General features: G+C 63.8%; 23 protein-coding genes, 1 tRNA gene and 1 pseudogene. 11 read left to right on the top strand and 14 right to left on the bottom strand.

Features of this window, described 5'->3' with window-relative positions; genetic code table 11:
- Positions 1-2 precede the first annotated feature (2 nt).
- On the top strand, positions 3-1,037 hold the full coding sequence (locus KCN53_RS06965) for an ion channel (protein ID WP_172406269.1): 1,035 nt from the start codon (positions 3-5) through the stop codon (positions 1,035-1,037).
- Between the two features lie 4 nt (positions 1,038-1,041).
- Here KCN53_RS06965 and KCN53_RS06960 read toward each other — a convergent pair whose 3' ends face one another.
- Positions 1,042-1,305 (bottom strand): Lrp/AsnC family transcriptional regulator, encoded by a 264-nt coding sequence (locus tag KCN53_RS06960; protein ID WP_088713023.1) that lies wholly within the window; start codon positions 1,303-1,305, stop codon positions 1,042-1,044.
- A gap of 143 nt (positions 1,306-1,448) precedes the next feature.
- Between KCN53_RS06960 and KCN53_RS06955 the strand changes: the two genes are divergently transcribed.
- Together KCN53_RS06955 and KCN53_RS06950 are read left to right on the top strand one after the other, a co-directional pair.
- Positions 1,449-2,408 (top strand): calcium/sodium antiporter, encoded by a 960-nt coding sequence (locus KCN53_RS06955; protein ID WP_207790619.1) that lies wholly within the window; start codon positions 1,449-1,451, stop codon positions 2,406-2,408.
- A 140-nt stretch (positions 2,409-2,548) separates the two neighbouring features.
- Positions 2,549-3,931 carry an amidohydrolase family protein gene (locus KCN53_RS06950; protein ID WP_088713025.1) on the top strand — a complete coding sequence of 461 codons (1,383 nt, stop codon included), beginning with the start codon at positions 2,549-2,551 and terminating at the stop codon, positions 3,929-3,931.
- Between the two features lie 86 nt (positions 3,932-4,017).
- Here KCN53_RS06950 and KCN53_RS06945 read toward each other — a convergent pair whose 3' ends face one another.
- The 5 genes and pseudogenes from KCN53_RS06945 to KCN53_RS06930 form a co-directional block, all read right to left on the bottom strand.
- The gene (locus KCN53_RS06945) at positions 4,018-5,019 is read right to left on the bottom strand and encodes a YadA-like family protein (RefSeq protein WP_172406270.1); all 1,002 of its coding nucleotides are present in this window, start codon (positions 5,017-5,019) and stop codon (positions 4,018-4,020) included.
- A gap of 21 nt (positions 5,020-5,040) precedes the next feature.
- Positions 5,041-5,163 (bottom strand): annotated as a pseudogene (locus KCN53_RS16245) (hypothetical protein); the annotation flags it as partial.
- Positions 5,164-5,825: 662 nt separating this feature from the next.
- Positions 5,826-5,902 (bottom strand) — tRNA-Pro (locus tag KCN53_RS06940).
- A 62-nt stretch (positions 5,903-5,964) separates the two neighbouring features.
- On the bottom strand, positions 5,965-6,159 hold the full coding sequence (locus KCN53_RS06935; RefSeq protein ID WP_088713027.1) for a hypothetical protein: 195 nt from the start codon (positions 6,157-6,159) through the stop codon (positions 5,965-5,967).
- Positions 6,156-7,493, bottom strand: coding sequence for an FAD-dependent oxidoreductase (locus KCN53_RS06930; protein ID WP_088713028.1), 1,338 nt, complete (start codon positions 7,491-7,493; stop codon positions 6,156-6,158). Before KCN53_RS06930 ends, KCN53_RS06935 begins: the two co-directional genes overlap by 4 nt.
- A 73-nt stretch (positions 7,494-7,566) precedes the next feature.
- Here KCN53_RS06930 and KCN53_RS06925 point away from each other — a divergent pair, with 73 nt between their 5' ends.
- From KCN53_RS06925 to KCN53_RS06915, 3 genes are all read left to right on the top strand, one after another.
- Positions 7,567-8,475, top strand: a complete 909-nt coding sequence (locus KCN53_RS06925; RefSeq protein ID WP_172406271.1) for a peptidylprolyl isomerase — start codon at positions 7,567-7,569, stop codon at positions 8,473-8,475.
- Positions 8,476-8,491: 16 nt separating this feature from the next.
- Positions 8,492-9,400, top strand: coding sequence for a crotonase/enoyl-CoA hydratase family protein (locus tag KCN53_RS06920; protein ID WP_088713030.1), 909 nt, complete (start codon positions 8,492-8,494; stop codon positions 9,398-9,400).
- A 74-nt stretch (positions 9,401-9,474) separates the two neighbouring features.
- Positions 9,475-10,968 carry a phospholipase D-like domain-containing protein gene (locus tag KCN53_RS06915; protein ID WP_088713031.1) on the top strand — a complete coding sequence of 498 codons (1,494 nt, stop codon included), beginning with the start codon at positions 9,475-9,477 and terminating at the stop codon, positions 10,966-10,968.
- Between the two features lie 13 nt (positions 10,969-10,981).
- Here the strand turns inward: KCN53_RS06915 and KCN53_RS06910 are convergent, their stop codons facing one another.
- The gene (locus KCN53_RS06910) at positions 10,982-12,850 is read right to left on the bottom strand and encodes an AMP-binding protein (RefSeq protein ID WP_207790620.1); all 1,869 of its coding nucleotides are present in this window, start codon (positions 12,848-12,850) and stop codon (positions 10,982-10,984) included.
- 101 nt (positions 12,851-12,951) lie between these two features.
- Here KCN53_RS06910 and KCN53_RS06905 point away from each other — a divergent pair, with 101 nt between their 5' ends.
- Positions 12,952-13,740 carry a glutathione S-transferase family protein gene (locus KCN53_RS06905; protein ID WP_088713033.1) on the top strand — a complete coding sequence of 263 codons (789 nt, stop codon included), beginning with the start codon at positions 12,952-12,954 and terminating at the stop codon, positions 13,738-13,740.
- A 48-nt stretch (positions 13,741-13,788) separates the two neighbouring features.
- Here the strand turns inward: KCN53_RS06905 and KCN53_RS06900 are convergent, their stop codons facing one another.
- Positions 13,789-14,739, bottom strand: a complete 951-nt coding sequence (locus KCN53_RS06900) for an oxygenase MpaB family protein (RefSeq protein WP_088713034.1) — start codon at positions 14,737-14,739, stop codon at positions 13,789-13,791.
- A gap of 89 nt (positions 14,740-14,828) precedes the next feature.
- Between KCN53_RS06900 and KCN53_RS06895 the strand changes: the two genes are divergently transcribed.
- On the top strand, positions 14,829-15,506 hold the full coding sequence (locus KCN53_RS06895) for a CerR family C-terminal domain-containing protein (RefSeq protein ID WP_172406272.1): 678 nt from the start codon (positions 14,829-14,831) through the stop codon (positions 15,504-15,506).
- 27 nt (positions 15,507-15,533) lie between these two features.
- Here the strand turns inward: KCN53_RS06895 and KCN53_RS06890 are convergent, their stop codons facing one another.
- From KCN53_RS06890 to KCN53_RS06880, 3 genes are read right to left on the bottom strand one after another with little or no spacing between them, the layout of a single operon-like run.
- On the bottom strand, positions 15,534-16,499 hold the full coding sequence (locus tag KCN53_RS06890; protein WP_088713036.1) for an alpha/beta fold hydrolase: 966 nt from the start codon (positions 16,497-16,499) through the stop codon (positions 15,534-15,536).
- A gap of 34 nt (positions 16,500-16,533) precedes the next feature.
- The gene (locus tag KCN53_RS06885; RefSeq protein ID WP_088713037.1) at positions 16,534-17,232 is read right to left on the bottom strand and encodes a hypothetical protein; all 699 of its coding nucleotides are present in this window, start codon (positions 17,230-17,232) and stop codon (positions 16,534-16,536) included.
- Between the two features lie 44 nt (positions 17,233-17,276).
- Positions 17,277-18,023 (bottom strand): Crp/Fnr family transcriptional regulator, encoded by a 747-nt coding sequence (locus tag KCN53_RS06880; protein ID WP_088713038.1) that lies wholly within the window; start codon positions 18,021-18,023, stop codon positions 17,277-17,279.
- Positions 18,024-18,124: 101 nt separating this feature from the next.
- On the opposite strand from KCN53_RS06880, the gene KCN53_RS06875 reads away from it, so the two are divergent.
- A complete protein-coding gene (locus KCN53_RS06875; protein WP_088713039.1) occupies positions 18,125-19,231 on the top strand; it encodes a glycosyltransferase in 1,107 nt (368 codons plus the stop codon).
- On the opposite strand, the gene KCN53_RS06870 is transcribed toward KCN53_RS06875, so the two are convergent.
- Entirely contained in the window at positions 19,224-20,078 is an 855-nt protein-coding gene (locus KCN53_RS06870; protein ID WP_172406273.1) for a glycosyltransferase family 2 protein, read from the bottom strand. The genes KCN53_RS06875 and KCN53_RS06870 overlap by 8 nt on opposite strands.
- Complete coding sequence (locus KCN53_RS06865) at positions 20,075-22,123, bottom strand: HAD-IIB family hydrolase (protein ID WP_088713040.1); 2,049 nt, start codon at positions 22,121-22,123, stop codon at positions 20,075-20,077. The genes KCN53_RS06870 and KCN53_RS06865 overlap by 4 nt, the downstream gene beginning before the upstream one ends.
- Before the next feature lie 64 nt (positions 22,124-22,187).
- On the opposite strand from KCN53_RS06865, the gene KCN53_RS06860 reads away from it, so the two are divergent.
- On the top strand, positions 22,188-23,231 hold the full coding sequence (locus KCN53_RS06860) for a glycosyltransferase family 4 protein (RefSeq protein WP_088713041.1): 1,044 nt from the start codon (positions 22,188-22,190) through the stop codon (positions 23,229-23,231).
- Here the strand turns inward: KCN53_RS06860 and KCN53_RS06855 are convergent.
- Complete coding sequence (locus tag KCN53_RS06855) at positions 23,228-24,019, bottom strand: SDR family oxidoreductase (protein WP_088713042.1); 792 nt, start codon at positions 24,017-24,019, stop codon at positions 23,228-23,230. The two genes, KCN53_RS06860 and KCN53_RS06855, sit on opposite strands and share 4 nt — an antisense overlap.
- Positions 24,020-24,114: 95 nt before the next feature.
- Between KCN53_RS06855 and KCN53_RS06850 the strand changes: the two genes are divergently transcribed.
- Complete coding sequence (locus KCN53_RS06850) at positions 24,115-24,984, top strand: alpha/beta fold hydrolase (protein WP_088713043.1); 870 nt, start codon at positions 24,115-24,117, stop codon at positions 24,982-24,984.
- The last annotated feature ends 220 nt before the right edge of the window (positions 24,985-25,204 follow it).

Genomic DNA, 25,204 nt, shown 5'->3' with positions numbered 1-25,204 from the left:
ACATGACGATCCTGCGCCCCCTTCTCGCCCTCAGTGTCGTCTGCCTGACCGGATTTGCCCAAATGATGCCTGCGCCGGTGCGGGCCCAGTCCGCCGTCGCGATCGCGGAACTGCCGCCCTATACCGTGCAGAGCCCGCGCGGAGACTGGCATGGGCCCGCGGTCGACCTGTTCCGCGCGGCGGCCGATCGCAGCGGCGAAGACTTCACTTTCGTGCGTACCGACAGCGACGACCTTCGCGGAGCGCTCGACGGCGGCGCGCTCGCTGCCCTCCCCCTGATGCCGGAAGCCGGGCGAAGCCCTGCCCCTGCGCGGAGCCTTCCCTTCCATACCGACGCGGTCGGACTGATCGGCCGTCAGCAGCATGGCGGTTTCCTGTCCAGCATGTCGCAGTTGTTCAATCTCGGCTTTCTGCGCGTTGTCCTGGTATTGTCGGCTATCCTGCTGATCGTCGGCACGGTCATCTGGGCTGTCGAACGGCGAAACAACGAGGATTTCAAGCAGGACGGCAGCAAGGTGAAGGGTATCGGCAACGGGTTCTGGTGGGCCGGTGTCACGGCCACCACCATCGGCTATGGCGACCTGGTTCCGCGCACGATCATGGGCCGTACCGTCGCCATGGTGTGGATGCTATTCTCGATGGCGTTGACGGCAATCCTGACCGCCTATCTGGTTTCCCTGACCGGCGGCGGCGCGAGCACCAGCCTTGCCGACAATATCGAGGGAAAGCGTATCGGCATCGTGGCAGGCAGCCCGGTCGGCCGCGCGCAGACGGATGCGGCCGACACAACGCTGGAATTTTCCGCCCTGTCCGCCGCGCTGACCGCACTGGAGCAGGAAGAGGTGGATCTGGTCGCCTATCCCTATGAAGCGGCAAAAGCCGCCGCAGGTGGCCACGGGGTGGCGCGTACGGACGCCACCATGATCCTGCCGGCGATAGGCCTCGCCGAGGATGGCGCGCTGCGCGCCGAGCTTGACCGGATCATCCTGTCACCGGCCTGGCAGCGGCGCATGAGCCGGGTCACCCAGAGCAACTGAGCCGTCAGTTGACGAAGTCGCCGATGTCCTCGCCGTAAACGCGGAAACTCATCATGGTCTGCGTTTCCTTCAGGTGCGGGACGCGGTGCAGGCGGTCCTGAACAAAGTCGCTGATCGACTGCAGATCGTCGAAATTCACCTTGATGAGCAGGTCATACTCACCCGTTACGGAATAGACCTCGCTGACATCCTCGAGTTCGGAGACCTTTTCGCCGACCTCCTCGGCATAACCGAGGTCGCATTTGGCGAGAATGAACAGGCGATACATGTCGGTCCCCTTCTTTGCGCGCGCGGGCTTCAGCTTTCCCGCGTGCAAGGGCGCGCCTATCGGCCGCCGCGGCGAAGCTCAAGTCGCGACGGGTTCGCAAACACCCCTTTCGTCCGGCTGGCTTGTCGCCTAGGGCGACCATGGTGACCGCCGTACTACTGACGATCGCCGGACTATTGCTGTTGGTTGCAGGGGGAGAACTGCTCGTCCGCGGGGCGGTCAATCTTGCCAACAGGCTAGGCGTAAGCGCCCTTCTCACTGGGATCGTCATCGTCGGATTCGGAACTTCTGCACCCGAGCTGGTCGCCAGCCTCGAGGCGGTGCGCCTCGGCTCCCCCGGCATCGCCTGGGGCAACGTGATCGGGTCGAACATAGCCAACATCCTCCTGATCCTGGGGGCAACGGCGATCCTGCAACCTGTCATCGTGCCGGGCGAGGCCTTGAAACGCGACGGCGGGGTGATGCTGGCCTCAACGCTCGGCTTTTTCGGCCTCGCGCTGACGGGAACCATGCCCCGTCTCGCCGGGATCGCAGGCGTTGCCTGCCTGTGCGCATATCTCTACGCGAGCTACCGACTGGATCGCCGTGGCCCCTCAGTCCATGACGAGGAGACACAACCGGTCGAACGACCGAGGCGGCGCGTGCGACTGTGGGCCTGGGGCCGGCCCATTCTCTTCATCCTCACCGGGCTTGGGCTGCTGGTGGGCGGCGGAAATCTTCTGGTCACCGGGGCGCAGCAACTCGCCGGTATGATCGGACTGCCCGAAAGCGTCATCGGCGTGACCATCGTCGCTCTCGGCACATCGGCGCCCGAACTCGCCACCTCGGTGATCGCAGCCCTCCGCAAGCATGGCGACATCGCCTTCGGCAATATCGTGGGGTCGAACATCTACAACCTGCTGGGAATCGGCGGCGTCATCGCCATCGCCGCGCCCAATTCCGTGCCGCCGGCGCTCGGCGACCTCGAGTTGTGGGTCCTGCTGGCGGCCACGATCGCCTCGGGTTTTTTCGCGACGACCCACACAACCATTCATCGATGGGAGGGCGCGCTGCTGTTCCTTGGCTTCGTGGCCTTCAACCTGGCGGTCTTCCTGGGGGCCTGAGCCCCAGCGCCGGGGCTTCCCGCGAGCTTGAATAGAAGCGTGACCGTCGGTGCGGGAGCGAGAAAACCCGTTCAACGGCGACGGGTCCAAATCGGCCTCAAGTCTTGCCGAGGGGCAGCTTCGGGCCGCATGAAGAAGTCATGAGACCCAAGCACTCCTACGGCGCAGCCGCATTCGCGGTCCTGTCCCTTGTCGCTCTGGCCCCTGCCGCTGCGGAAACCTCCGCCCCGGATCAGACTGTCCCCGTCACCATATATACGGGCGTCACGCTGATCGACGGGACGGGCGCCCCGGCCAGGCCCAATATGGCGATCCGCGTGGACGGCGACAAAATTGCGGCGATCTTCGAGGACGGCAAGCTAGGTGCCTTTCCAGAGACAGCGGAGATCGTCGATGCGTCTGGTCTCTTCGCCCTTCCGGGACTGATCGACAGCCATGTCCACCTCGCAACGCCGCCCAACCGCAGCCGCGCACACGCGCTGCTGCGCCGGCATCTCTACAGCGGCGTCACCGCCGTCAGGGACATGGCGGACGATCTCCGCTCGCTGGGCGAGATCACCCGCGAAACGCGCGTCGGTGAGGTGCCGGGCCCCGATATCTACTACGCCGCGCTGGTCGCGGGCCCCAGCTTCTTCACCGATCCACGCACGATCGCCGTGGCGGCAGGCCGCACACCCGGAGAAGTGCCATGGATGCAGGCGATCGACGAGACCACCGACCTGACCACCGCCGTCGCCATGGCGCGCGGAACGTCGGCAACCGCGATCAAGATTTATGCGAACCTCCCGGCCCCGGCGGTGGCGGCGATCACGGCCGAGGCGCATCGCCAGGATGTGCCGGTCTGGGCGCATGCGATGGTCTTCCCGACCACGCCAGAAGAGGTGATCGACGCCGGCGTCGATGTCATGTCGCACAGCTGCTACATGGCATATCAGGTGACGCCCCGGCAGCCGCAAAGCTACCAGGAACGGTTCCCGGTCGAGGAGGCGCCCTTCGCGGACGGCGACAATCCCCAGCTGCGCGCCCTGTTCGCGCGAATGGGACAGGAGGATATCATCCTCGATGCGACGAACCGCGTCTATGCCGTGGGTGCGGAGCGCTACCGCGAGGGGGAGACCGATACGCCGCCCTTCTGTTCGGAAACGCTGTCCTATTCGCTGACCGCGCAGGCATATCGCGAAGGGGTGGATATCGCAGCGGGTACCGACGGGATGACAGCATGGGACGACCCCTATCCCGCACTTTTCGAAGAACTGGAATTGCTGGCCGAGGAGGTCGGGATGCCGCCCATACAGGTCATCCGGTCGGCGACGCTGGTCGGCGCCATGGCCATCGGCGAGCAGGACCGGATGGGCACCGCCGAACCAGGCAAATTGGCGAACCTTGTCTTCGTCGAGCGCGACCCGCTGGCCGATATCGGCAATTTGCGCAGCGTGGCCTTTACGCTGAAGCGCGGCGAGCGCTTCGACCGCGCGGACTATATGCCAATCACCGAAGCGGAGATGAGTGCAGACCCAGAATAATGACGAATTGCCGCTGAACTTCAACGTTACAGAAAAAAGGGCGGACCTTTCGGCCCACCCCTTCTTCTCGTGCTCGAAGCATCTACTCAGAACTGGAAACCGGCGCCCACACTGGCGCCGCCGCCGCCGCGTCCGTCAAAGGCCGCTCCAACCTTCACCACAGCCTTCTCGAATGAGTGCGAAGCCCCGAACGCGAACGCGGATTCACCCCGCCAGGTCGCGGCGCCCGCTCCGATGGACGTCCCGCCTACACGCATCGGCTGAGGAATACTGGACACAGCCATAGCAGCCGCCGTTCCTGCTTCGGCGTCGCGCCTAGCGTCTTCGAGGTCGAAACGGATATCAGCCACCTGACCGGCAAAGCTGCTGGTAAGCTGGTCCAGCCCGCCCTGGAACTGCGCCATGTTCACGGCGTCTCCCGCAGCAGCACCCGCCGCGACATTCGTAATGCGACGCTGGTTGTCCGCAGAGCCAACGGACACGACATTGTCCGCGTCTGCCACCGAGCCTGCGCCGATGGCGACTGATCCGGCACCCGTTGCCGATGCAGTCGCGCCCAGCGCGACAGCGTTTTCGCCCGACGCCAGAACGTTGTCGCCGAGCGCAACCGAAGAAGCTCCGCTTGCGTCCGCGCGGTTGCCACCCGCAAAGCTGTTCGTGCCGCTGGCGGTGTTCGCCCAGCCGACGGCCGTGGCGAACGTCTCGCTGGCAGTGCTGCGCCCGCCAAGAGCTGTCGAGCCGAAGCCGCTCGCGGTGTTGGTGAAGCCCGCCGCGACCGCCTGCCGCCCGCTGGCCACGCTGTCTTGGCCGACGGCCGTGCCGCTTTCACCTTCGGCAGCCGCATTGAGACCGACGGCAACGCTGTTCAGCCCCGACGCCAGGACGTTGTCGCCGAGCGCAACCGAAGAAGCTCCGCTTGCGTCCGCGCGGTTGCCACCCGCAAAGCTGTTCGTGCCGCTGGCGGTGTTCGCCCAGCCAACGGCCGTGGCAAAGGTCTCGCTGGCAGTGCTGCGGCCGCCAAGAGCCGTCGAGCCGAAGCCGCTCGCGGTGTTGGTGAAGCCATACGCTTGCGCTTCAAGGCCAGCCACGCTCGAAGCCTCGCCAAAAGCGGTGCTCGATACGCCCGATGCAACGGCGCCTTCGCCACACGCCAAACTGTTTTCCGCAGTGGCGCTGGGCGAGGTAACAAAGGTGCCGGTGGCATCGCAAACAGCCTGAGCCGACGCTTCCATAGGAAAATTCATCGCACCGGCTGCACAGGTTGCCAAAAAGAAAACGCGCCTCAGCCGTGCGCTCGAAATCCGAACTTCAACCATCAAACATCTCCACAAAGCAGCCTCGAACTGCGATCCCCCAAAATGGGATGTGAGCCGAATTTCACCGCGCTCTAGCGGGCCCCGGCCAACGTCATCCGAACCTCATTGCCCGGAATGAGCGCGAGATATTGCCGCTTCATTGAATAAATCGTTGTAGAAAACGTGGTAAAGCGCTTCACCTGCGTGTATTATTTTCGACGAAGCGTGGTAACCGGTTCTGTCGTCGGCACACTACCTAAGATTTGCCTTGGTAATTGGACTAGGCGATTATTCTTATTTCAATGAAGACGAAGCGGTTCATCTCACCATAGAGAATAAACTGACGCATAAATGAAATAGGACTTCAGAGATCGTTGAACCCCTGGGGCACCGAAAACGGACCGGACCCATGGAGATCAGCCCACGCGCGATGCTCTTGTTACGACTCGGCGAGCCACCGAGCGAAGAGGGCAGCACGACCCCCAGGCCGCCAGCATGGCGAGCTGAACCAGTTGATCGTCACCGATAGATTGGGGTCGCCTCTACTCAGATCGCGCCCTGTCGATCGTGAGAGACCAGACGCGATGCTGATCAAGAAATGGTCGGAGAGAGAGGATTCGAACCTCCGGCCCCCGCCTCCCGAAGACGGTGCTCTACCAGGCTGAGCTACTCTCCGATGCTCAGAAGCGAGCGGCGCATATAGCGGCGGGGGAAAGGGGCCGCAAGACGCCGCGAGCCTTAAAAATAGCGATAGGGATCGGCAGCGCTTCCCTTGCCCTTCCGGTCGATGCGACCCTGCTCGACAAGCTCGCCGCAACAGGAGGCAATTTGCTTGTGCCGATCCTCGTCTCCGAACAGTCCCTCGGCAAGTTCTGAGGCGGTAAGGCCCGGCGATCGGTGTACGAGGCGTTCCACCTCCACCTTCAGCTTCATGCGGAAGGTTCCGACGGGGAGCCGGTCCGGGCGGCATCGAGCATGTCGTCAATGTGCACGAACTTCTCGCGCGGGGCGCCAACCCGGGCGCGGGCAACCTCTGCCGAGTCGATATTCTGCCACTCGGTAAAGCGCACGATGTCGTAGCCGCGCTCCTCGACCAGCCGGTCGAGCCCATCCCGGCCCGCCTTGCCCGAGGGGGTAAGGTCGGCCTGCAGCAGGTCGGCGATATGATAACCGTCCGGTTTGTTCGTGCCGATTGTGCCGGTCGGACCGCGGCGCGCCCAGCCGACACAGTAGAGTCCGGGGGAAATGCGCCCATCTTCATTATCGAAGCGGCCGGCGCGCTCGTCATAGGGAACGCCGTCGATGGGGGTGGTCCGGTAGCCGATCGCGCTGACCAGGAGGCCGCAAGGCACCCTCTCGAACTCGCCGGTCCCCTCGGCGCGCCCGTTCTCGTCCAGCCGCGTCCGCTCGAGCGTCACTTCCTCCAGCCGGTCCTCGCCCAGCAGCTCGACCGGGCGGGTGAAGAAATCGAAATGCACCGTCAGCGGTTTGTCTGCTCCCTCACCCTCCGCCTCTCCGGCCGCGAACTCGCGCAGGAAGCCGACCACCTTGCGCAGGCCCGGGTCCAGTTCCTCGTCCGCGGACTCCGGGGGGAAATCTACAGGGTCGGCAACGGCGCGCGCACGTTCCAGCCGCCCCATCTCGCCTAGCTCTTTAGGCGTGAAGCTGACCTGGTGCGGCCCGCGCCGACCAAGGATGCGGATGGTACGGATCCGGCTGTCAGCGAGCAGCTCGGCGGCGTGTTCGGCGATATCGGAATTTGCGAGCTCTTCCTCCGTCTTGGCGAGGATGCGCGCGCAGTCGATGGCGACATTGCCGTTGCCGACGACAATCGCCGTCTCTCCGCCCAGCGGGGGCTCGAGTCCGGCAAAGTCGGGATGACCGTTATACCAGCCGACGAAGCGGGCCGACCCAAGAACACCGGGCAGATCCGCGCCCGGGATGGGCAGGTCACGGTCCGCCGGCGCGCCGGTTGCAAGGATCACCCCGTCGTAGAGCGACAGCAGTTCCGTGATCGAAACGCCCCCTTCCCCCACTTCCAGATTGCCGATGAAGCGCACCTCTTCGGTGAGCGCGGTCTTCTCGTAGCGCTTCGAGACCGCCTTCAACGACTGGTGATCCGGCGCCACCCCCGACCGGATCAGGCCGAAGGGCGTGGGCAGCCGGTCGAGAATGTCGATCCGAACCCCGTCGCCGAAGGCCTTCTGCACCGCCTCTGCCGTGTAATAACCGGCAGGTCCGGAGCCCACGATCGCGATATGAAGCATGCGTCTCCCCTTTTTCCGGAGCAATGCTAGGGTCCTCCCGAGACGAGGTAAATCCAATGAAGGAGAGAGGCTTATGATCGGACTGGTCACGGGACTGATGCTGCTGCAGGCTGCCGGCGCGATGAGTAGCGGAGACGTTCGCGCTGCCGCCGAGGCCGACGCGGACGCTTGGCGCACGCCGGACCCCGAAAATCTCGTCATCATGGAATTTGGCGGCGAGCAGGTGCTGATCGAGCTGGCGCCGCACTTCGCCCCGCAGACGGTAGAGAATATCCGCGAACTGACGCGCAGCGGCTATTTCGACCAGACCTCGATCGTACGGGTTCAGAATAATTATGTCGTCCAGTGGGGTGCTGAAGAAGAGGACGTGCAGGACGGCACGACGGGCGCGGCGCCGAACCGCGGAACTGCGCGCGACCGGGTACCGGGAGAACTGGACCGCGCTCGCGCGGACGAGGATTTCACCAGCATCGACCAGCGCGACACCTATGCGCCGACGGTGGGCTTTTCGCACGGCTTCGCCGCAGCGCAGGACGGCAATGAGCAGTGGCTGGCGCATTGCTACGGCGCCGTGGGCGTTGGCCGCGGCGACGATGTCGACGGAACGGACGGATCGAGCCTGTATGTTGTGACGGGGCATGCGCCGAGACATCTGGACCGGAACGTCGCCGTGGTCGGCCGGGTGCTTGACGGCATGGACGCATTTCACGACCTGCCTGCCGGGTCGGGTGAGCTCGGCTTCTACACGGCCGGGGAAACCAAGCTGCCGCTGGACGATGTTCGCCTCGCGTCCGAGTTGCCGGAGGCCGAACGCCCCCATGTCGAAGTGATGCGCACCGACACGGCGCTGTTCCGGGATTGGGTCGACACGCGCGCCAACCGCACCCGCGACGGCTGGTTCGTCCGGTCCGCCGGCGCCATCGACCTGTGCAATATACCCGTACCGGTCCGCTTCCCGGACCGCGATGAAGGGGCGAACTGACAAACGGGAGCCCGCCATGAGCTATGATGAAATCAAATATGAGGTCGAAGACGGGATCGCGACGCTGACGCTCTACCGTCCCGATGCCATGAATGCCTTCACCGGCAAGATGATGTTCGAGATGATCGACGCTTTCGACAAGGCGGATGCCGACGACGATGTCCGCGCGGTGATCGTGACCGGCGACGGCGAGCGCGCCTTCTGCGCAGGCGCCGACCTGTCGCAGGGCGCCAAGACCTTCGACTACGAGTCGAGGGAAGACCGCCCTGACAAACAGGAGTCTCCGGTAAAGCCCGACGGAACGGTCGACTACAGCCATGAGGCGGTGCGCGACGGTGGCGGTCGGCTGACCCTGCGCATCTTCGAAAGCAAGAAGCCGGTGATCGCCGCGGTAAACGGCGCCGCCGTCGGTGTCGGCATCACGATGCAGCTGCCGATGGACATCCGTATTGCCAGCGACAATGCACGCTTCGGCTTCGTGTTCGCGCGGCGCGGCATCGTACCGGAAGCGGCCTCCAGCTGGTTCCTGCCGCGCATCGTCGGCATCTCCAAGGCCTTGGAATGGTGCTATTCGGGCCGGGTCTTCGGCGCTCAGGAAGCACTCGACGGCGGACTGGTCAGCGAGGTCCTGCCGCAGGACAAGCTGATGGCGCGCGCCAAAGAGATCGCCCGCGAAATCGCCGACAACACGGCCCCCGTCTCCGTCACGCTGACGCGTCACATGATGTGGCGCATGCTGGGCGCGGATCACCCCATGGAAGCGCACAAGATCGACAGCCGCGCCATCTATTCGCGCGGCCGGACGGACGATGCCAAGGAGGGCGTGGTGAGCTTCCTGGAAAAGCGCAAGCCGGACTATCCGGTGAAGGTGTCGGACGGTATGCCGGACTTCTTCCCCTGGTGGGAAGAGCGTAGCTACGAATAGGACCGGTCGCCGTCGGAACGCATTGCCGCCCCCGTGACTTGGCCCTCTAAGGATCCAAGCAGGAAGGGGCTGCGATGCTCGAAGAAGGCAGAAATGTCTGGTGCGTCTGCCGCGCGGACAAGTTCAGCCTGATCGTCGATGCGCAGAATTATTTCCGGCACGCCGCCGATGTGATGCGCTCGTCGCAGACGGCGCTGATGATGGTCGGGTGGGATGTGGACCCGCGCATCTCCCTGATCCCCGACCGTGACCGGCGCCGGGACAAGCACCGCCTGAGCGACTTCATGTGCGAGCTCGTGGAAGAGACGTCCGACCTGGCCGTCTGGATCCTGCGCTGGCGCGGCAGCGCCATTCCAGCGCTGTTCCGCGGGGTTTCGATCATCTCGTTGATCAAATGGTGGTGGAAGCCGCGCATTACGCTGCGCATGGACGGCGCGCATCCTTTGGGCGCCACCCACCATCAGAAGCTGATCGTCGCAGATGACAGCTTCGCCTTTTGCGGCGGCATCGACATGACCAAAGGGCGCTGGGACACGCGCGAGCATCTGGACGAGGATCTGCGGCGGCATTCTCCGCATGGGGCGCGGCTAGGGCCCTGGCACGACGCCACGGCGGCCGTCACGGGGCCGGCAGCGCAGAAGCTCGGGGAAATCTGCCGGGAGCGCTGGCAGAGGTCGGGCGCGGAGCCTCCACCTACGGCGGAGCCGCATGACTATCACTGGCCGGACGCCCTGCCCGTACAGTTCGAAAATATCGAGATCGGCATCGCGCGCACCTATCCCATGTATGGCGACCGCGATGGCATCTACGAGATCGAGCAGCTCTATCTCGACATGATCGCCTCGGCGAAGCGGTATATCTACGCGGAAAGCCAGTATTTCGCCTCGCGGGCCATCGCAGAGGCGATTATGCAACGGTTGAAAGAGGACGACCCGCCGGAGATCGTTGTCGTCAACCCGGTCACCGCCGAAGGCTGGCTGGAGCCTGTGGCCATGGACAGCGCCCGCAACCGCCTGATGACCGCCCTCGACGGCGCCGACGACAAGAAGCGTCTGCGGCTCTACCACCCTCTGACCGAAGGCGGCGAGCCGATCTATGTGCATGCCAAGATCATGATCGTCGACGATCGCCTGTTTCGGGTAGGATCCTCCAACCTGAACAATCGCTCGATGCGCCTCGATTCAGAATGCGACATGGTCATCGACCTGGGCGAAGACGGCGCGACCAGTCAGAAGGCGAAACTGCGCGCCACGGTCGTCGACCTGCTCGCCGAGCATCTCGACGTCGCCATCGACCGGGTGGACGACCTTTGGACGGAAACGGGATCGCTGATCGAGACCGTCGAAACGCTGCGAGGCGAACACCGCACCCTGAAACCCTATGAGAGGCCGGAACTGAGCGCGATTGAGAAAGGCATCGCCGATACGGAGCTGCTCGACCCCGAAGGCGCAGAGGAAATGTTCGAACCGCTGGCCCGCCGCGGTCTGTTCCGCAGCCGCCTGAAGCGGGCACTGGTCTGGGCTCGCGGCAAGGCTTCCCGCGGAAAGGACCGGTTCTCGGGCCGCTGATAGCCGGCCCTCGTCAGCTGTTTCCGTTCAAGTCCACCACGTCGTCCTCAGGCGTGGAGGCGTACAGCCTGTCCACCGTTTCGGCGCGGCGGCTAAGTGCCTGCCGCTGATTGACATAGCCCTTGTCGGTAAGCTCACCCGTATCGAGCGAGGGTGGTTCGGTAAGCACGGTAAACCGGCCGATGCGCCGCGAACTGCCACCTGCCGAAGCATTGTGACTACGCAGACGCTCCGCGATGTCGCGGCGGAGCGCGGACAGCGCGTCCGCACCATACTCCTCGCCATATTTCTCCATCGCCGCCGCCGAAGGCCAGACCATGGCGCCGATAAAGGGTTTGTCCTGACCGGTGATCACCGCGTCGAAGATCAACGGACTGCATGCCGCCACAAGATCGGGGCGCAGGGTTCCCACGCTGACCCAGGTGCCCGTGTCCAGCTTGAAATCTTCCGTAACGCGCCCGTCGAACACCAGGCCCTTTTCGGGGGCATCAGGGTCGATAAACTTCGCCGCATCGCCGAGCTTGTAGAAGCCCTCCTCGTCGAAGGCGTCTTGGGTTTTCTTCGCATCGCGGTGATAGCCGGTAGTGACGGTCGGACCCTTGACCCGTACCTCCAGCTTGTCGCCGTTCGGAACGAGCTTCAGCGTCGTTCCGGGAAGCGGGAGACCGATCAGGCCGACCCGGTCGGTGGCCCAGTGAACCGTCGTAATGCCCTGCGTCTCGGTTGCACCGTACATCGTCACCATCGGGATGCGCTCGCCCGTCTCTGCAATCGCGAGCGCCTGCATCCGCTCGTACAGGTCGTTCGAGAGGGTGGCGCCGCCATAGCCCATGTAGATGAGGTTCTTGAAGAAGGAGGCGCGCAGCTTGCGGTCGCGTTCCATCGCATCCGCCAGCATGCCGAACGCGACCGGCGCGGAGCCGAACACGCGCGGTGAGATGTCGTAGAGGTTCTTGATCGTCGTTTCGAACATGCCGGGAAGCGGCTTGCCCTCGTCGAGATAGACTGTACCGCCGGCCGCGAGATTGCCGTTGAAGGCAATGTTGCCCGCACTGATATGGCTCCAGGGCATCCACTCTAGCGACTGGGGCGGCTCGTCATCCTCTTCCTCGTCCAAGAGGCGCAGACCTTCGCCCGCCGCGACGACGCCTGTCATCATGCGGTGAAGCTGGGGCACGCATTTGGGCATGCCGGTCGATCCCGACGTGAAGAGATATTTTCCGGTATCGTCAGGCGAAATGCTGTTGAGTGCCTCCTCCACGGCGGGGGTGGGTTCGGTCCCGGCCATATCCGCGAACGGCACCGTTCCCTCTCCGCCGTCCACCGATATGATCTCGAACTGCTCACCCTGCCCGCGCAGCGTTTCGATGGCCTTGGCGAACATCGCGCTGTCCTGAACGAAGACCGTTTTCGGACGTACCATGGAGAAGCAGTGCTTCAGCTTCTCGTGGTCTGTGGACAGCAGGCTGTAGCCTTGACTGATAGGCGCGATGGGAACGCCTGCGAGGTAGCAGCCGATCATGAGCACGCCGTGCTCCACCGAGTTGCCGGACAGGACGAGCACGCAGTCGTCCGGGCTCATGCCACGGTCGAGCAGCCACTGCGCGATACCCCGCGCCTGTCGTTCGGCCTCGGCATAGGTAACGCCTCGCCAAGGCCCGTGCCCTGGTTCGCGCTGCATCAAAAATGGACGGTCGGGATGCTCTCTTGCAGCCTCGAGGAACAGGTGGCCCACCGTTCTCGCGGCCTCCGCCGGATCATGGTCGGATTCGAGGATCATGGAGCCGTCGTCGCGGCGCTGGAGCGTTACGGAGGGCCCCTTCTGCGGAAAGGGACGGAATGGCGGCAGATCATCCTGCGCACCGCTTGAACTCGTAGCCATCATCTTCCCCTAGGGTCTCTTCTTTTGGTCAGTCTTACGATGTTTGGGAGGGGGCGGCAGAGCCCCCAATATGGTCAGCCACCCTTCCAAGGAGGGTTTTCATGAGCAGCATCGAAATCGTCGAACATCCCCTGTCGCCTTACGCGCAGAAGCTTAAGATCGCATTGGACGAGAAGGGTATCGCCTATAGCGCCACCCTTCCCGACGGCATCGGGTCCGGCGATACGCCGTCGCTGGCCGGAGAAAGCTTTCGCGGGGAAGTCCCTGTCCTGCGTATCGATGGCCATAGCCTGTTCGACAGCGCGGTCATTCTCGACTTCATCGAGGAGCGCTGGCCGGACCCTGCTCTGCTGCCCGCCGACCCGCTTGCCCGTGCGCATGCGCGGGAAATCGAAGAGGTCTGCGATACCCATTATGAGGCGATCAGCTGGGGCCTTGGCGAAATCCGCTTCTTCGGCCGCGCAAAGGGTGAACTTGCCGACAAGATGGAAGCCGAAGCCGCGGCGCAGATCGGTCGCCTGAACGCCTGGCTGGAGACGCGCCTGGGCGACCAGGACTGGTTCGGAGGCGACCGGTTTGGCTTTGCCGACATTTGCGCGGCGCCCTTCGTCCAGGGCGCTGCGGGCTTCGGCAACGCACCTGCCACCGGTAGCCGCCTGGAATCCTGGCTTGCGCGCGTGCGCGAAAGGCCGAGTGCCGCGAAGAGCTTTGCCGCTGCTGCTGCCGTTGCCCCCAGCATGACCGACGTCGCGAGCCTGGTCGAAAGCGGGCTGTTCAAAAGGCAGTATCGCGATCACCGGCTGGAATGGATGATCCGCACCGGCGGCATAGAAATCGTCCAGGCCGGGCTGGAGAAGAACAATATCCGCTTCAACTCCGAACCATCCTGATCTTGGGGCGGCGCGCGGCGCCGCCCCTCTCCCCAACCGCGAACTCTATCAGGCTGCGAGCGGCTGGCGCTCATCCGCAGCCCTTGTCTGGCCGGCGTCGCGAAGCGACTGAGACTGCCGCAGAAGAAGTTCCTGCTCGGCAGGCTTACGCCACAGGAAATTGGCCGGAAGTCCAAGCCGGACGCTTGCCTGCGCGGGAGGCGAATCCGGATCGAAGCGCCGCTCTGCAAGACGCCCCATGGTCTTCACTGCGAACCGGTCGAGCGTGGTAAGATCATATTCGGGACCGAGCTCGAGCTTCTCTCGAACGAGCGGAGGCAGCAGATCGACAGCCGCCCGGGCAAGCGCCCGCTTCAGGAACTTCGGCGTATTGGCGCCGGTCCGCTTCGACTGCACGATTTCCAGAAATTCCTCGTTGATCGGGTGAGCTTCGAAGCCCGGCGCGAGAGCCTCCATCATCTCCATGAATTCCGCCTCCGAATGCGGAACCTTCTGAACGCCGTAGAGGCGCGCCACGTCCTCCCCCGAGTTCCAGTAACGGTGCTGTTCCTCCGCAGACAGCGGCTGCACGAAGCGATGATAGGCCTTCATGAACCCGTAGCCGGCCGTCGCGCTGACCCAGTCCAGCAGTTCGGGATCGAGCGCCTGGTATGCCCGCCCGCCGGGCGTCTCGCCGCTTACCTTTGCGTGCATGCGCGTGACCCCGGCGATCACCTGACGCGCCGCCTTTTGCGGGCCGTAAATCCCGACCATCGCGGCGATGCCGGTGCGCTCCGAACGCCCGACCGGGTCAACCTTGTAAACCGAATGATCCCAAACTCCCGAGCGGATGCGCGGATCGGCGAACTCCAGCAGGACCGCGCAGACGCCGCCAATGGCCATCGCGACCTGGTTCTTGAAGATACGCCACTGGATGGAGTCGGGCTCGTTATAGGCCGGGGCCCCCTTCGGATTGAGATAATCGATCTGCGGACCTTTTTGGGCTGCCTTTTGCGCCATTGTCTGTAATCCTCCCTATCATGTATCAAGCGATACAACGCGCAGTTGTGTATCAACTGTTATAGTCCGACGCAATGCAGGGAAGACAGGTGAGCACTACCGACCATAGCGATATCGCCGCGACTGCGGCGTCTGCGCGCGGAGAGGAAACGCGCGATAGGATCCTGCGCGCTGCATTGACGATCTTCGGCAAGGACGGCTTCGAGCGCGCTACCACGCGAAAAATCGCCGAGGCCGCCGAGGTGAACCTTCCCGCGATCAAATATTATTTCGAGAGCAAGGAAGGCCTCTACCTTGCCTGCGCCCGTTCGATCGTGGGAGTTTACGAGCGTGGCGTCGGAGAGACGGTGGTCAGCATCGCCCAGCAGGCGGTTGACGGGCTCTCCCCGGAAGCCGCGCGCGCCAGCTTGAAGACCGTGGTGCGGTTGCTCGTCGAATTGATCGAAGCCAGTCCCGGCGCAAATCTCTGGACCGGCTTCGTGCTGCGCGAAATGACAGTCCCGGGCCCCGCTTTCGAGATTCTCTACAACGAGCTGTGGGCGCCCGGGGTCGAACTGACCGCCATGCTGATAGCCCAGATCGAGGGGCGGCCAGTGGCCGACGAGGACGCACGGCTGACCGCCCTGCTCCTTCACGGCGGAATGACCGCCTTCAGCACCACCTGGCCGGTCTCGCGCAAATATCTCGGCTGGACCGAAAATCCGAAGCGATTGACGGAGACGATGCTGCCGATCCTGGAGGCTCAGATCGACCGACTGGGGAGATGATCAGCCTACCGGGCGAACTGAGCGGACCTATCCGTCCAGCTGAGCAAGCCAGTCGACCAGCAGGCTGTTCACCTCGTGCGGCTTTTCCTGCTGCGTCCAATGACCGGCGCCCTCCAGCATGTGAATGCCCATAAGGCCGGGAAGCAGGTCCTTCATCCGGTCGAGACCGTCGCTACCAGCAAGCCGCGTCGCCAGATCGCGCGTTCCCGATATGAACAGCGACGGCTGCGCGATGACATGCGAGTTCCGCGACCGCAGCATATTCCAGTCGCGCCGCCGGTTACGATACCGGTTGAGCGGCCCCCGAAACCCGGACCGGCCGAACTCGAAGGCGTAATGCGCAACATCCTCCTGCGTCAGCCAGAGCAAGGGTATGGGCGGTTCGATTAGCCCCTTCAAAAGACCGTCGCCCGGCTTCTTGTCGGTCGGCCAGGTTCCGTCCGGCGCATCGCCCGAGAGGGCGTAGTAGAATTTGCGAATCGTTTCCGCCGGATCGGCCTCCAGCTCGGCCTCCGCCCTTCCTTCGTCCTGAAAATCGACCTGGTAGAAATAACGCCCTCGCTGGGTGAAAATCTTGTCGTGGACCTCGTCGGTCGGGATTTCCCCCGGCGCACTGTGCGGAACGGACAGGCAGGCGATAGCGCGAAATTGCTGCGGGTGAAGCAGCGCCGATGTCCACGATATGGGCGCGCCCCAGTCATGTCCGACGATGACCGCAGGCCTTTCCGACAGCGCCGCCGCCGCGCCGGCCATATCCGCGGCCAGTTCCTGCAGGCTGTATTCCGAGATCGCGTGCCGCTTCGTCGATCCGCCATATCCGCGCACGTCGACCGCGACCGCGCGGTAGCCCGCCGCGGCGACCGCCGGAAGCTGGTGCCGCCAGCTATACCAGCCCTCCGGGAAACCATGCACGAATAGGACGAGCGGCCCCTCTCCTTCGGAGGCGTAGTGAAGCGTCGCGCGCCCGGTTTCGACATATCCGAATTCGGTCATCATTCTTCCTCTGGCACCACCGAACCGCGGTGGTTCAGCAATATCCGAACAGGCTCTCTACCCCGGGATCAAGCTGCGAAAACACGAAGTTCCGGTCTGTCTGATCCAAAGGAGCGGGGTCTTTCGGGCGGAAAGGGCGCTTGCCGTGCCCCTTGTAGCTGTCCACGGCGACGAAGGCGCCCGGTCGGCGGTGCGGCACGATGGCGGAGAGTTGGCGGACCACCTCCTCCGGTCGGTCGCGGAACAACTCGAACGGAACCAGACAGACGTTTGGCGCGCGCTCGGCGAGCTTCGTCCAATGCCTGAGCTTTGCCGTGCGCAGGGCGAGCGGATTCCGGAAGCGCTGACCAGTGGCCGGATCGCGTTCGTGCATCATCTCCCGCCCGCGCAAGGGATGCGCAGGGCCGACGCCCCAGAAATCGCCGTCCCAATAGCTATGCCATTCGCTGCGAATGAAGTCCGCAAAGGAGAGCGCTTTCAAGTCCGGATGCGCATGCCAAGGGTTCCGATGCAAGCTCCTCAGCCAACTTTCCGGATTCCTCGCGATCACGAGGACAAGCGCGTCGTCCGGTATGAGCAGTTCGTGCGGCACGAACCAATGCTTGAACCCGAACTGCTCGGTAAAGGTGCCTTGTTCGAAATTGGCCTCAAGCGTCCTGATCAGCGCGTTGGTCCCGCTGCACCGCTGACCATAGACCTGGATACGTCGCAGCGGGCCTGACCGGATCATCATACGCAGCCCGCTCGGTCTGCCGGACCATGCCCCTGCCTCGACGGTCACGCGGAGTGCGTCGGGTCGGGAAACCAGCTCGTATCGATATTGCGCCACCGGTCGACGAAATCGGAGCGCTCCGCCAAGAGGTCCGGGTGCACGACGGTCACCGCGCCGCTGCCGCGCTCGATCAGGCCTTCCTGCTCCAGTTCTTTCAGACAGCGATGAACGTGGACGTTGGTGAGGCCCACGGCATCGCCGATATCGGCCTGGGTAAGACAAAGCTCGACGCGGTTTCCCAGATCCTCATTCGTCAGCCGAAGGCGATAGAGAATTTCGAGGATCAAAGCCCCGATGCGCGCCTTCCCGTTCGTGCGTCCGATCGACTTCAGCCGGTCCTGAAGGCTGACATTTTCGAGCGCCGCGATCGCATAGAATAGCGCGGCAAGCCGGGGAAACTGCGCAAACAGCGTTTTCAGGCCCGATCGTGGGAAACGGCACAGTGTGGATTCTACGCTGGTCAGGGTAGTGACCGCACTGGTTTCGAACGCGACGCTGTTCGTGCCGATCAAGTCACCGGGGTAGTACAGGCTCAAGATGGCGCGGCCGCCATCGGCGAGCGTGGTCGAGGAATGCAGCCGCCCTTCCGCGACGACGTAGAGATTGTCTGCGGGTGTATCACCTTCCTCGAACAGGACTTCGCCCGGACCGTACGTCCGCGGCGACTCCTCCAGCGTTCTCAAGGCGTCCTTTTCCTGCTCGGTCAGGTCGATGAAGTGACCCAATTTCGCAAGGAAACAGCTATCGGTCATCTTGTCCCCTTCCAGTCTGGGCGCGCGAATAGCGAACGATCCGCATGTGTCGCTTCAACTAGGTTAAAAGCGTTTGCGGAAAAGGGGGATAGGGGCGGTCCGTGTCCCACATCCTCTTTTTCGTCCATCATCAGGGCCGCGGCCATGCGCAGCGGACCTTGGCCATTGCCCACGAGCTACCCGCGAATGTCCGTATAACCGCGATGACCGCCAGGCCGTCTCTTTTCGACGGCTTTTCCCGTGACTTGGAGGTCATAGAGCTGCCCGATATGATCGGCGCGCCCAGCCGAACGCCGGCGCTTTACGACCACCCTACCCCCTCGGTGATGCACTGCGTACCCCTGGGCGTTGCCGAACAGCGCCGCACGATGGCGCGCATTGCCGAAACGCTGGACCGCGTCGATCCGTCGCTGTTCGTTATCGACGTTTCCGCTGAAATCGCCCTGCTGGCCCGCATCCTCAGCGTGCCTGCCGTAAAGATCCGCATGCATGGAGACAGGCTGGATCCGGGTCACCTCGCAGCTTACGAGGCGTGCGCCGGCATGTTCGCGCCCTTCGACGAAGAACTCGAGCAGCCCGATTATCCCGACTGGGCACGAGCGAAGACCTTCTATTCGGGAGGTCTCTGCACCACCGAGACCCCGGTTGCCGAAAGGGCTGCAGCCCGCGCTGCGCTGGGCCTCCCCGCCGAGAAGCAGCTCGTCGTCGTCGTCGCCGGCGGGGGCGGCTCCGGGACCCCCTATGCGCCGCTGACGATGGCCGCCCGTGCGGCCCCTCGAAGCGAATTCCACGTCCTTGGACCGGTTCACCGCGAGGGGCATGAGACCGACTTTGCCAACCTGATGCTACATGGCTGGGTCGATGGAATTACCGATTGGCTGGCGGCGGCCGATATCGTTATCGCCAATGCCGGCGACAATCTGGTCCACGAGATCGCGAGGATCGGGCGGCCGTTCCTGTGTGTCCCGGAGTGGCGCTATTTTGACGAGCAGGTGCAGAAGGCAGAACAGCTCGGACGCTTAGGGGCCGCTCATGTCCTGAATCGCTGGCCGGGGTCGTTGACCGCGTGGCAGGAAGAGCTCGCCGCGGCGAAGACGATCGACCTTGAGCGGCAGCGCACCCTGTTCGATCCCGACGCGGCGACGAAGGCAGCGAACTGGCTCGCCGACACTGCAAGGGACTTATGGGCGGCGCCTGGCTCTAGCTGAACAGCACGTCCGGCCCCGCAAGGCTCGCGGCGACCTCCTCTCGTCGGGGGTAGCGGAGGATTTCGATATCGTCGGACCAGCGGATAAGGCCCATCTTCGCGAACTGGCCAAGCCAGTAGGTCATGGGGAACCGGTCCCACTTCTCGTGAAACCGGCGCGCGTTGCGGATGATTTCCTCGAAATGATGTAGTGGGGGAACGTGCACCTCGTGATGCTGGTGGTAGGCACGCGCGTCGGCGACCCAATAGGCTTTGGTCTCCAGTGCCGCGAGCTTTGCAGCAAGGTCGGTCTCCTCGCCGCCATAGCCGGTATATCCCGGATCCATCCCGCCCACATGGTCCCAGCGCGATTTCCGCAGGCCGAAACAAAGCCCCCAAAGCTCGCAGAGATCGGGCTCGGACCGGACCCCCTCCGCGGGCGGCTCCGGCTTTGAAGGATGTGGCTCGCCGCGGCAGTCCAGCGTATCGAAATCGAGCGGGTCGGGAACCGCGCCCGCTGGGAGGTAGAAGACCTCCGATAGGTACAAGGCGTCACGGCTGGCAAGCGCGCTCGCGTAGCTCTTCACCAGCGGGGGCGATGGTATGCAGTCGACGTCAAGGAAGATCAGGAGGTCGCCAGTGGCCGCCTCCGCAGCAGCATTGCGAGCAGCGGCGAGCGGCAGGCGGTCGCCCGGCACGAACAGACTGCGGACCGGAAATCCCGGATCGGGAAGGTCCTCATGCGCCTCGTCCTGCATATAGGCGATCACAAGTTCCGATGGCTTCTCGGTTTGGAGAGCCAAACCCTTGATCAGATTGACGAGATGGCTTCGCCTGCCGCGAACAAGGGTCAATATGCTGACGGTCATGCCCGGCGGCTCAGATGGAATTCGGCGCCCTCGATAATGCCATGCGCAAAATTCTGCCGCGCGACATAGGCGTGGCCCAGATCGCTACGCTGCGCCAGCCCATCCGAGAAGTTCGCGACGATGATCGCCATGGGCACGGCCCGCAGCATTTCCACGTCATTACCCGAATCCCCGGCGGCAAGAACGCAGTTTTCCGGCAGGCCGAAGCGCTGCCGCACCCACTCCACGGCGGCGCCCTTGGAAGCGCTCATGGGCAGCACATCAAGATAGGTATCATGACTGCGGATAACCGTTGCCGCGAGGCCGTGTTTGCTCAGCAACGCGCGCAGGTCGGACGCCGCATCTGGCCGGTCGACCGCGAAGTAGCTCAGCTTGTGACGCCGCTGCTCCAGATACGACTGGGGGCGCAGATCGGTTTCCTCGGCGATCAGCCTACGGATCGCCTCGCGGTCCCAGCCGCGGTCGAGTTCGGTGCGCCATTCATCATCGCGGACATATGTCGCGCCGTTCGCCCTGCGGTAGAAGATCTCGGCGCCCACCGAGGCAATGATAAAGGCGGGGTTCGGCGCGTTGGCTTTGTTGAGGACAGCCTGGGCGCTGTGGAAACTGCGTCCCGTCGCGATCCCGAACATCAGGTCCCGCCGGTCCTGCTGCCACCGGCAGAAATCGTCCATCGCGGGTCCGGAACCGACGAGCGTGTTGTCGATATCGCAGACCAGCATAGCCGCGGGCCTCTCGGGGGGCGCGGCGACCGGCGGCGACATCAGGCTGCGGATCAGCGCATGATACTCCTCGCAGTGCGCCGGCCAGTCGAAGAGCCGGACGGCCTCGGCGCCCTGACGGGAATATTCTTCCCATATTTCCTCGCTGGACAAAATGTCGAGGCACGCCCTGCCGATCGCGTCCGGATCCTCGGGCGAAACCAGAAGCCCGTTGCGGCATGTCTCGATGATGTCGTTCGGGCCGCCGCTGTCGGTCGCCACCAACGGAAGGCCCGCTGCGGCAGCCTCGAGGAGGGTCAGACCGAATGGCTCGTTAAGCGCGGGATTGACGAAGAGACCGCGGGTTTCACGGGCATAGGCATAGTAGGAAGGAATGTCCGACTGGCTGTGCGACTTCGGATAGGCCACCTGGCCGTAGAGGTCGTGCCGGTCGATCAGTTCGAGAAGCTGCCGCAGATTGTCCGCGCATTCGTCTTCGAGCGCTGAAATATCGCCGCGCGTCCCGGCCACGACAATTAGGTTCGCCGCTTCACGCAGTGCCGTATTGCGGCCGAACGCTTCTACGAGAGCAGCAAGGTTCTTCTTCGTAACCGGCCGCGCAATCGCAAGAAGGGCCGGCTTGTCCGGATCCACCAGGAACCGCCGCAACTGGCGCCGGACGGCAAGTGTGGACCTTGCGCCGGAAAATCCATCGAGATCGCCGCCGGGAGGAATGACCCGGATCTTTCCGGGATCATATGCCTGATAGTCGGCATATTGGACCTCGGCCTCGTCGCGCGAGCTGGCGATGAGTATATCCGCCGCCTCGATGGCGCGTTCCTCGATGGCGATGCGGCGATCGAGGTCCGGCGAAGGACCAGAGGCGTGCGCCTTTACCCGTCCGAGCGAATGCCCGGTGAAGACGACCGGTATGCCGAATTCGGCCTTCAGGTCCGCGGCGAGCCGCCCTGCATCGGCATAATGCGCGTGAATGACATCGGGTAGCCGGGGCAGTTCGCGCAGATAGAGGCGTGCCGCTCGCAGAAGCTCCTCGTGCTCCTGATGCATGTCCTCCTTGGAAAGATATCCGTCGTTCGTAGTCTTCAGGCGGACGATCCGCCGCTTTTCGTCAAGCCGGTCGACGCGCCGGGAATAGCTGTCTTCCAGGCGCGGGTCGTTAAAGCCGCGCGTCAGGATATCGATCCGGTCAACCTCTGACCGGGCCGCAGAACATTCAGTAAGTTCCAGAAGATAGCGAATATGACCGCCCGTATCGGCGGTAACGCCGTAATCAATGCCGCCGGACTTCAGGCAACCCTGAAGTGCGATATGCAGGCTATACATAGATCAAATGCCTGATTTGATTACACAATATGGAACAGGCGAAATCGGGGATGGTTCCTTTAAGATGAAAGAAAACCGTGCGCTGCGGATCGCGCAACTCGCCCCCATGCAATTTCCGGTACCCCCCGAGGGCCATGGCGGGACGGAGCGGGTTATCCACGACCTGAGCGAGGAACTGGTCGCCGCCGGGCATGAGGTCACGTTGTATGCGGCGGAAGATAGCCGCACATCGGCGCGGCTGGTGTCGGCGAGCCGGTCCTTGCGGGGGCTTTGCGGCGACGAAGAAACGCCGGGCCTGCTTACCGTGTTGGAAGCGGCGAACCTGGCCGCTGCGGCGCGCGACGCACATGAGTTCGACATCATCCACTGCCATACCGACGCCTATCATCTGGCGGCGCTTGGCGGCGGCCCGGCAAAGCTGCTCACGACGATCCATTGGCGCGCCGATGGAGGCGACCGGCAAAGCCTGTTCGAGCTCTTTCCCGACATGCAGGTCGCCGCGATCTCGCAGAACCAAAGCACGCACATACCGCCTGCCAACCTGAAGGGGATCGTCCCCCACGGCATTCCGGCGGACCGCTATTTCCCGGGCAGTGGCGGCGGACACCTGGCATTCATCGGGCGGATGACCGACCAGAAGCGGCCGGAGCTCGCCATCGACATCGCCGAGGCGGCGGGGCATGAGATCACCCTCGCCGGCACGATCGATCCCGGAAACCCAAGCTATTTCGCCGAGCGGGTAGAGCCCCGGCTGGGCGGCGGCGCGCATTATGTGGGGGCGGTGAACGATGCGGAGAAGCAGCAACTGCTTGGGTCGGCGCGCGCGCTGCTCTTTCCCATCGACTGGCCCGAACCCTTCGGCCTAGTGATGATCGAAGCCATGGCCTGCGGGACGCCGGTGATCGCCTTTCGCAGCGGCAGCGTACCGGAAATCGTCGAGGACGGGGTCACCGGCTTCATTGTCGACACCGAAGCCGAGGCCGTGGCCGCCGTTCAGAGGCTAGGCAAGCTGGACCGCCTCCGGGTCAGAGGCAGCTTCGAGAAGCGCTTCTCCTCAAGCCGGATGGCCGAAGGCTATGCCGCGCTCTACCGGAGCCTCCTCGATTAACGTGGTGGCATGCGGATGGCCCCGTCCAGCCGGTAGGTCTGGCCGTTGGCATAGGGATTCCTTACCAGTTCCAGCATGAAGGAGGCGAACTCCTCGGGATTGCCGAGCCGCTTCGGGAACGGAACCGACTTCGACAGATTCTCGAAGATCTGCGGCGCACGGTCCCTCACCCCCAGCATCGGCGGGGTGGCAAAGATGCCCGGCATGATCGAGTTCACACGGATGCCCAACTCCATCAGGTCGCGCGCCATCGGAAGCACGAGGCCGTTTACCCCGGCCTTGCAGGAGCCATACGCCACCTGCCCGACCTGGCCATCCTGAGCGGCCGCCGAACTGGTGAGGACGATCGCGCCTCGTTCGCCATCTTCATTCAGAGGCTCGGCATTCGCCATCCCCAGTGCGGACAATGAAGCGAGGCGGTAGCTGGCGACCAGGATGCCCTCGGCGGCGAAGGCATAGTCCTCGGTAGACAGGCGCCTGTACCCCCCGGAAGCCTTGTCGAACCCGACCGTCTTTCCGCCCTTCGCCGTCATGGCGCAGTGAACGAGCGCACGCTCCTGTCCGTACTTCGCGCGCGCGGCGTCGAAGCCGGCAACAACGGAGTCCTCGGAGGTTATGTCGACCTGGTGGAAGCTCGCGCCGATCTCGGCTGCCTTTTCACTGCCCGCGTCCTTGTTGATATCGAAAATGGAAACATGGGCGCCCGCCGCGGCAAGCGCGCGTGCGGAGGCGTTGCCGAGGCCCGAAGCCCCGCCCGTGACGACGACATGTAGTCCTTCGAGTTTCATTGCGTGCTCTCCCCCTGTTCTCGTGCGCTCTTGTTTGTGACGGGAGAGAGAGGCTTCGGATACCAAGCAGATGCGAGAGGGGTTAAGGGAGCCCCATGACCATCATCGGACCGACCTCGCAGAGCCTGATTTCCCAGCGTAGCCGCCTGCATTACGCCGACTGGGGCAATCGCGACGCCCCGCCCCTGATCCTGCTTCACGGCACCCGCGACCATTGCCGCTCCTGGGACTGGACCGCCGAGGCTCTGCGCGACAACTGGCATGTCATCTGCCCCGACCTGCGCGGTCATGGCGACAGTGCCTGGGACGATACCGGCAACTATAATCTGATGAGTTTCATCTACGACTTGGCGCAGCTCGTCGACCAGCTGAACCTGGCACCGGTCACGATCGTCGGCCACTCTCTCGGCGGCAACATCGCGCTGCGATACACGGGGCTCTATCCCGAAAAGGTCCGCAAGCTCGTCGCCATCGAGGGTCTCGGCCCTTCACCCAAGATGCTGGAAGAACGCAAGGAAACGCCCTTCGACGCGCGCTGGCGCGAATGGATCGACGAAAAGCGCAAGGCGGCGGCGCGTCTGCCGCGCCGCTATGACAGCTTCGAGGCGGCGCTGAAGCGCATGCATGACGAAAATTCCTACCTTAGCGACGAGCAGGCCCGCCACCTGACCCTGCATGCGGTCATGCAGAATGAGGATGGGACCTATAGCTGGAAGTTCGATCCCTATGTCCGGCTGTGGGGGCCGCTCGATATCCGGCAGAAGGAACTGCAGACGCTGTGGAACCGTATCGACTGCCCTACCCGGCTGATCTACGGCGCGGATAGCTGGGCGTCCAACCCCGAGGAAGACGGGCGCTTGCAGCATTTCCGGCATGCATCGGCCACCGTCTACGAGCGCGCTGGGCACTGGGTCCATCACGACCGGTTCGACGCGTTCCTCGAGGAATTGAACAGGTTTCTCTGAACGGAAGAGGTGGCCGGGGCGAGCGCCCCGGCACTCCCCCGGGTTTCAGACGATCAGGATTTCCTGCACCGGCAGATCGACATGCTCGGCAAGCGGGGCCTCAGCTGCCATGTCGGCGCCTGCAACCATGCCGCCATCCGCAAAGGCAGAGGCGGGGACGATCGACCCGCCGGCCTCTTCGAATACCACTTCGCCCGCCTCCGTGTCGAAGAAGACCCGG

The organism is Pacificimonas aurantium (assembly GCF_020092905.1).
GTDB classification, from domain to species: domain Bacteria; phylum Pseudomonadota; class Alphaproteobacteria; order Sphingomonadales; family Sphingomonadaceae; genus Pacificimonas; species Pacificimonas aurantium.
The sequence above is the reverse complement of the archived record's forward strand: the minus strand, read 5'-3'. Positions and strand labels throughout refer to the sequence as shown.

Bases quoted from the DNA above. Each gene is read 5' to 3' on its own strand.
- KCN53_RS06920 (WP_088713030.1), top strand. From the start codon at position 8,492: ATGAGCTATGATGAAATCAAATATGAGGTCGAAGACGGGATCGCGACG.
- KCN53_RS06910 (WP_207790620.1), bottom strand. From the start codon at position 12,850: ATGGCTACGAGTTCAAGCGGTGCGCAGGATGATCTGCCGCCATTCCGT.
- KCN53_RS06935 (WP_088713027.1), bottom strand. From the start codon at position 6,159: ATGAAGCTGAAGGTGGAGGTGGAACGCCTCGTACACCGATCGCCGGGC.
- KCN53_RS06905 (WP_088713033.1), top strand. From the start codon at position 12,952: ATGAGCAGCATCGAAATCGTCGAACATCCCCTGTCGCCTTACGCGCAG.
- KCN53_RS06880 (WP_088713038.1), bottom strand. From the start codon at position 18,023: ATGACCGATAGCTGTTTCCTTGCGAAATTGGGTCACTTCATCGACCTG.
- KCN53_RS06855 (WP_088713042.1), bottom strand. From the start codon at position 24,019: ATGAAACTCGAAGGACTACATGTCGTCGTCACGGGCGGGGCTTCGGGC.
- KCN53_RS06870 (WP_172406273.1), bottom strand. From the start codon at position 20,078: ATGACCGTCAGCATATTGACCCTTGTTCGCGGCAGGCGAAGCCATCTC.
- KCN53_RS06965 (WP_172406269.1), top strand. From the start codon at position 3: ATGACGATCCTGCGCCCCCTTCTCGCCCTCAGTGTCGTCTGCCTGACC.
- KCN53_RS06950 (WP_088713025.1), top strand. From the start codon at position 2,549: ATGAGACCCAAGCACTCCTACGGCGCAGCCGCATTCGCGGTCCTGTCC.
- KCN53_RS06865 (WP_088713040.1), bottom strand. From the start codon at position 22,123: ATGTATAGCCTGCATATCGCACTTCAGGGTTGCCTGAAGTCCGGCGGC.
- KCN53_RS06860 (WP_088713041.1), top strand. From the start codon at position 22,188: ATGAAAGAAAACCGTGCGCTGCGGATCGCGCAACTCGCCCCCATGCAA.
- KCN53_RS06885 (WP_088713037.1), bottom strand. From the start codon at position 17,232: ATGATGATCCGGTCAGGCCCGCTGCGACGTATCCAGGTCTATGGTCAG.
- KCN53_RS06960 (WP_088713023.1), bottom strand. From the start codon at position 1,305: ATGTATCGCCTGTTCATTCTCGCCAAATGCGACCTCGGTTATGCCGAG.
- KCN53_RS06930 (WP_088713028.1), bottom strand. From the start codon at position 7,493: ATGCTTCATATCGCGATCGTGGGCTCCGGACCTGCCGGTTATTACACG.
- KCN53_RS06925 (WP_172406271.1), top strand. From the start codon at position 7,567: ATGATCGGACTGGTCACGGGACTGATGCTGCTGCAGGCTGCCGGCGCG.
- KCN53_RS06890 (WP_088713036.1), bottom strand. From the start codon at position 16,499: ATGACCGAATTCGGATATGTCGAAACCGGGCGCGCGACGCTTCACTAC.
- KCN53_RS06915 (WP_088713031.1), top strand. From the start codon at position 9,475: ATGCTCGAAGAAGGCAGAAATGTCTGGTGCGTCTGCCGCGCGGACAAG.
- KCN53_RS06850 (WP_088713043.1), top strand. From the start codon at position 24,115: ATGACCATCATCGGACCGACCTCGCAGAGCCTGATTTCCCAGCGTAGC.
- KCN53_RS06900 (WP_088713034.1), bottom strand. From the start codon at position 14,739: ATGGCGCAAAAGGCAGCCCAAAAAGGTCCGCAGATCGATTATCTCAAT.